General features: G+C 44.9%; 4 protein-coding genes and 1 pseudogene (1 of these 5 cut by a window edge). All 5 read left to right on the top strand.

The genetic code is table 11. The features are described 5' to 3' along the window. A pseudogene (locus B3K91_RS13565) lies at positions 1-1,430 on the top strand (AAA family ATPase); it begins 945 nt to the left of the window's first position. Further along, positions 1,427-2,488 carry a 5-methylcytosine-specific restriction endonuclease system specificity protein McrC gene (gene mcrC / locus B3K91_RS00230; protein WP_292593778.1) on the top strand — a complete coding sequence of 354 codons (1,062 nt, stop codon included), beginning with the start codon at positions 1,427-1,429 and terminating at the stop codon, positions 2,486-2,488. Before B3K91_RS13565 ends, mcrC begins: the two are co-directional and overlap by 4 nt. A 397-nt stretch (positions 2,489-2,885) precedes the next feature. Then, on the top strand, positions 2,886-5,087 hold the full coding sequence (locus tag B3K91_RS00235) for an AAA family ATPase (RefSeq protein ID WP_292593780.1): 2,202 nt from the start codon (positions 2,886-2,888) through the stop codon (positions 5,085-5,087). Continuing rightward, positions 5,065-6,366 (top strand): McrC family protein, encoded by a 1,302-nt coding sequence (locus B3K91_RS00240; protein ID WP_292593782.1) that lies wholly within the window; start codon positions 5,065-5,067, stop codon positions 6,364-6,366. Before B3K91_RS00235 ends, B3K91_RS00240 begins: the two co-directional genes overlap by 23 nt. A 9-nt stretch (positions 6,367-6,375) precedes the next feature. After that, the coding region (locus B3K91_RS00245) for a hypothetical protein (protein ID WP_292593784.1) at positions 6,376-6,632 on the top strand (257 nt) is incomplete at its 3' end.

Raw genomic sequence — 6,632 nt, forward strand, 5'->3', positions numbered from 1 at the left:
GCTGGTGGCCGATCTTGTATGTCGGTAAGAATGCAGGTGATGATGAGGACGGCTCTTTTATATGGAAGCTGCGTGATGAGTTGGCCGAAGCACTCGATAGAATTGATCTCTCGAAAGTACAACTATATGCCTCTACTGGACCAGGTGGGGAGCGCGGGTATTGGTGGTTGAATGCCAATCCGAGAATTTGGAGTTTTTCTAATCTTGCAGTTGGTGAAGTCCAATCCTATACGCTTTACAACGAAAACGGCAACAGGCGCCGGATTTTTCAGAATTTCCTGGATGCAAAGGCCGGAGATATGATAATCGGTTATGAGGCTAGCCCGGTAAAGAAAATCGTTGCTTTAGGTAAAGTAAGTGCCGGGCAAGATGGTGAAAGAATCTACTTTGAAAAGGTTGAGGGACTTACCTCGCCTATAGATTATCAGACGTTAAGAGGTTGTCCTGAACTGGAACATATGGAGGTCTTTGTAAATCCCAATGGCAGTCTGTTCAAACTTACTAAGAGCGAATTTGATTTTATTCTCGACTTGATTCGCGAGGAGAATCCGTTACGGGCTGCTGTCGATACTACTGTTGAAGAATATTCAAAAGAGGACTTCTTAAACGAAGTCTTTATGGCTGAGGAAAAGTATGAACGCCTACTCTCAGTCATGAAAAACAAGAAGAATATTATCTTGCAGGGAGCTCCGGGTGTTGGCAAGACTTTCGTTGCGAAGCGACTTGCTTATTCCGTCATGGGCGAGAAAGATGAAGATCGAATCGAGTTTGTTCAGTTCCATCAGAATTATTCCTACGAGGACTTCATCATGGGCTATAAACCTGTTGAGAACGGCTTCGAATTGAAGTACGGTGTGTTCTATCGTTTCTGCCAGAAAGCTGCCAACCAGCCGGATAAGGACTATTTTTTCATCATTGATGAGATTAACCGTGGCAACATGAGTAAGATTTTCGGTGAGCTACAAATGTTGATAGAAAGTGATTACAGGGGAACCAAGGCTACACTTGCGTATAACGGGTTGAGCTTCTCTGTGCCTGAAAGACTGCATATAATTGGAACGATGAATACTGCCGATAGAAGCCTTGCAATGATTGACTACGCCCTCCGCCGCCGTTTCAGTTTTTTTAATATGGAACCGGGTTTTGAATCAGAAGGTTTCGGAAGGTATCAAAAGGGTCTTGCAAATGGGACATTCGATGATCTTATTTCCAAGATTAATGATCTAAACAAGGAAATAGCAAACGACAAATCTTTGGGCAAGGGATTTTGCATTGGCCACAGCTACTTCTGCGGAGCTGAGGTATGCACTGAAGAATGGATGAAGGCAATCGTTGAGTATGAAATATTGCCCATGCTCAGCGAGTATTGGTTCGATGACAATACAAAACTGCAACACTGGGAGAATGTCTTGAATGGAGTGTTTCAGTGAAAGACAAAAGCATTCTCATAAAGAACATCTACTACATGTTGTCCTATGCTTTTCAGGCGCTAACTCAATCGAATTATGAAGATGTTGCCAAAGAAAAGTTCGAGGATCTGCATAATCTATTTGCAGCGGTTCTTGCAAAGGGAATTGGTCACCAACTGAAACAGGGGTTGTACCGAGAATATCTGAATCGTCAAGAAGATATTTCTGTTATGCGCGGCAAAATAAACATGCCCGGGACGATAAGAAACAGACTCGAGCGTAAACGGGTCCTGACTTGTGAGTATGACGAGCTGTCTGAAAACAACCAGCTCAATCAGATACTAAAAACAACGGTCATGATCCTGCTTCGACATGCAGATGTAAAGCCGGAATACAAAGACGATTTGAAAAAGAAGATGCTCTTCTTCTCCAACGTTGATACGCTTGAACCATCTTCAATAAAGTGGTCATCGATTCGCTTCCAACGCAATAACCAGACTTACCGAATGCTTGTAAGCATCTGTCAGTTGATTATTGAAGGCATGCTCATTACAACAGAAAAGGGAGGCTACAAGCTGGCTTCCTTTGTTGATGAGCAAAGAATGTCCCGGCTGTACGAGAAGTTCATCTTGGAGTACTACTATCGGAAGCTCCCATCGTTTACAGTGAGTGCATCGCAGATTCCTTGGGCTTTGGACAATGGTGTAGGAACGATGTTGCCGGTAATGCAAAGTGATATAACCATACAAAAAAAGGAAACTGTCTTAATAATTGACGCTAAATACTACGCCCAGACGACACAGGCTCAATATGACAAGCACACACTTCACTCAAGCAATTTATATCAGATTTTCACCTACGTGAAGAATAAAGATGCGGAGTTCGGCGAAAAACCTCATGTGGTCTCCGGATTGCTCCTGTACGCAAAGACCGAAGAGGAAATTCAGCCGGATAACACCTATCTTATGAGCGGCAACAGAATCAGTGTGCGCACTTTAGATCTGAATCGCGAGTTTGCGGAAATTGCCAAGCAGTTAAATGATATAGTCGAGGAGCACTTTGGAGTTACAACGGCCTAAGGAGTGGCAGTGCAATTCTTGTTATTCAAAAAAATCCACGCGGCAAAAACACAGCGACTCCTTTTTGGCATCGCTGGAAGATGGACTGCATCCCTATATCGGTCTAGGGTTTGAACGGAACTGCAAAGAAAACCTTCTTGATGGAGCAGTTTTATTTGTGCACAAGAAGCCCGATGAAGAGAAATTAGTCCTAGAGATCAAATAAGCTTTTCATCATTTCAGATAACAGCTATTGTTTTCAAGATTGATTCTGAGATCTGAGAATTGGTAGACTAAATACGAACTAGGTGTTCTCGACTATTCTCTTCGGTGGCCAGTTTTTCAGTTGCTGATTGACGGATGGGTCACGGGAGAAACCAGAAAGTACGCAAATGGCCATGCAAAGGAGTTGATACTCTTGGATAGTGGATTCCAATGGGTTCCGTTTTACGAGGCGCTTGCTGACAAACTGCTCGACTTCAGGGATAAGCCGGGCGAACTATTCAACGTGATTAAGAAGCTTTCATTGGAGCAGTCACTGATGGAATACCTTCATTTCGAGCGAGAAGATTGGCGAGGGCCCCGTCAGTATCGGATCGATCCTTTCTCAGTTATGGGAGTAATGAATCGTCGAATAACAGATGCAAACAGAACCCTTCTGGCGAAAGTCCTTGGCGACGAGTTCGGAGTGAAAATCCCGGCGCCAACACAATTTGCGGGAATACCTGTTCTTGATAACAGACGGTCGTTCTTTGTTGGTGATGATGAAATGTGGAACCTTTTTGCTCACGCTTTGAAATCGGCCGATACAAATACCTTTTCTAACGAATTCAAAGAAGCATTCGAAAAGGCTGTCGCAGTTAGGATGAACGGAGTGGCGAAAATTACAATAGGGTTATTCTGGATTAGACCCAGAGTCTTTATGCCGCTTGACGGGAACTCCTGTAAGTACATAGCTAAGCACTATGAGATTAGCGTGCCAAAAGATCGTTGCAGTGGCGATGAATATGTAAGAATTCTTGATTCGCTGAAGAATGAACTTACTAAAGAGTCGCCTAGGCCATCGTTCCCAGAAATTTCACATAGAGCATGGACTGGAATCGGTCCTAAACCGCCCAGGCCACCAATACTCAAGAACTCAATAACTGCAAAGAACATTATACTTTACGGGCCCCCTGGAACGGGGAAAACCTACAGCGCTATTCAGTACGCCGTTGCTATTGTTGAGGAAAAGACTATTTCCGAAGTTAAGCCTGAGGACTACGGAGAAGTGTTCGGTCGCTATCTAAAATACAAAGACGATGGACTAATTGCTTTCACAACTTTCCACCAGTCTTTCAGCTACGAGGAGTTCATCGAGGGGATTCGTCCCGTTGTCTCCCCGGAAGAGAAAGCTGATGCCAACAAGGAAATTGAATACGAGATTCACGATGGAATCTTCAAGGCGTTCTGCGATAATGCCGGGAACCCTGTCGGGGAAAAGGCGGACGCACATTTGGGAATCGGGAAGAATCCAACCGTATGGAAGGTTTCTCTTGAAGGTACAGGAGAAAACTCTACAAGAGAAGAGTGTATGGAAAATAACCACATTCGCATCGGATGGGACGAATACGGAGAGAACATATCAGATGCTACGGATTTTGGAGAGCACGGTGGAAGCAATGTTCTTAACGCCTTTTACAACAGGATGCAGATTGGCGATATCGTCCTTTCTTGCTATTCGAGCAAGACGATCGATGCTATCGGTGTTATCACCGGCGAGCCGGAATGGCACGACGAATACCAGCAGTATAAACGGGTACGGAATGTTAACTGGCTAGTAAAAGGGATTAACGAGGATATCGTCGACCTCAATGGCGGGAGAGCCATGACGCTTCCAACTGTGTACAAACTGTCTGTTTCCTTCTCGGATGTATTGCAAATGCTTAGAAAGCTAAAGCCAGCTCTATTCACTGAAGAAGTCAAAGTTCCAAACCGAGTCTTCATAATAGATGAGATTAACCGCGGCAATATTTCTAAGATCTTCGGGGAACTAATAACGCTTATTGAATCGTCGAAGCGTATAGGTGCAAGCGAGCAGCTCCGTGCGAGACTGCCCTACTCCGGGCAGAATTTCGGTGTGCCTGATAATGTCTACATCATTGGAACCATGAACACTGCAGATCGTTCAATAGCGCTGATAGACTCCGCATTGCGCCGCAGGTTTAGCTTTGTGGAAATGCAGCCCGATTCAACGATACTCGAAGGTGTACAAGTTGAAAACGTAGACATTGCCAAAATGCTCGATACGATTAACAAGCGCATCACTGTTTTGCTCGATCGCGAGCATACGATCGGGCATTCCTATCTGCTCCCGCTTAGAAAAAGCTCGACTATTGAGACTCTTGCGGAGATTTTCGAAAACAGCATAGTTCCTCTCTTGCAGGAGTATTTCTACGATGACTATGAGAAGATCCAGCTCGTACTGGGCGACAACAAAAAGACAGATGATAGCACCCGCTTCATCGTGAAAAAGAGCGTTACTGTTGATCTGTTTGGTAGTGCCGAAATAGATTTCCCGGAGTATTACGAGGTGAACAGAGAGGCCTTCAAGATGATTGAAGCCTATAGGCAAATGTGAGATGACTTACACTATAACTGAATACAGCGGGTTTGCCTGTGAAAAGACGGTAAATGGATATAAGGCCTTGCCTAAGAAGACCTTTGAAGCACTGGAGAACTTTATCCTCGCCAGTGCTTCTGAAAAGGAAACAGAGGCGATTGAACTTCTTTCGCTATCGGCTCGAAGGGGCGTTGGCAAGGTTATAACTGCTCGGAATTACGTTGGGCTGATAGCGATGACTGACGGGACGGTAATCGAGATCCTGCCAAAAATCGCTGGCGATGAGATCGGCAAAGATGCAACAAAACGAATCTTTCTTGAGATGCTTAAGACGTTAAGAGACATCACGTTCAAGGATTTCAATGTGTCTCATCTTCACGTGGATCGACTGAATCTCTTCGAGATCTTTATAAAGATGTTCCTGGACGAGGTGACTGCACTTGCGAAACAGGGCCTCAAATCAGCTTACACGCCCGTTGAAGCAAACGAGAAGTTCTACAAAGGGAAGATCTTGACCTCACAGAACATTAAGCAGAATCTGGTCAACAAACAGCGATTCTACGTTCTCTACGATGATTTCAATATGAACAGACCGGAGAACCGTCTGATCAAGTCCACGCTTCGCTTTCTTCTTAAAGCCACACATGACGGTCGTAACCGCCAACATGCGTATCAATTGCTTACTCTCTTTGATCGCGTAGACTATTCCGAAAGCTACTATGAGGACTTTTCGAAGTGTTTGATCGATCGCAGCATGAACCACTACGACAAGGCCCTGTCATGGTGCCGTGTGTTCTTGCTGGGAAATAGCTTCACAGCGTATGTCGGTAACGAAGTTGTGCTTGCGCTTCTCTTTCCTATGGAAAAGGTGTTCGAGAGTTTTGTCGCTGCGAAGCTTCGTAAACATGTAGGTAGAGCCATCAACATCCGGACACAGGACGCGACTTACAGCCTGTTTGATAAGCCGAGGCGGGCCTTTGCTCTTAGACCGGATATTGTACTGGAATTTGGTGAGCGTAAAGTCATTATGGATACCAAATGGAAACTCCTCTCCGATACTGACCGAAACAGCGGAATTTCCCAGTCCGATATGTACCAGATGTACGCATATGGTAAGAAGTACGTGGCCGACAGGATCGTCTTGGTTTATCCCTATTCCGACAAGATTGGCAGGTCCGACATCGGATACAGCTCCGATGACAACGTTAGGGTTGACATTCGTTTCGTTGATCTCAGAAATCCAACTGAGAGCATCTCTGATCTACTGTCTGAGTGTCGGAGGTACTTGAATGAATAGGATAAGTCTATGATTCTATACTACTTCAAGAAGTACTGGTGGGTGGTATCTGCTGCAATCATTGCGCTTGCTTATGTGATCCCTTATCAGGTGGTTATTGGTCTGCTATTTGCGCAGATCGTCGCTGTGAATCTCGTTTCGTTCAGGATCAAGCGTTATTTGAAGCCCGAGCGAAATGTAAAGACTCTTAGAAACCTTCTCGTTCTCGAACTTAAGGACTTTCTAGAGAGCTACGGAGTTTCCTGTGATTTTCCTCCGAGGGGCGA

It is taken from the genome of Mesotoga sp. UBA5847, from assembly GCF_002432735.1.
Lineage (GTDB): Bacteria > Thermotogota > Thermotogae > Petrotogales > Kosmotogaceae > Mesotoga.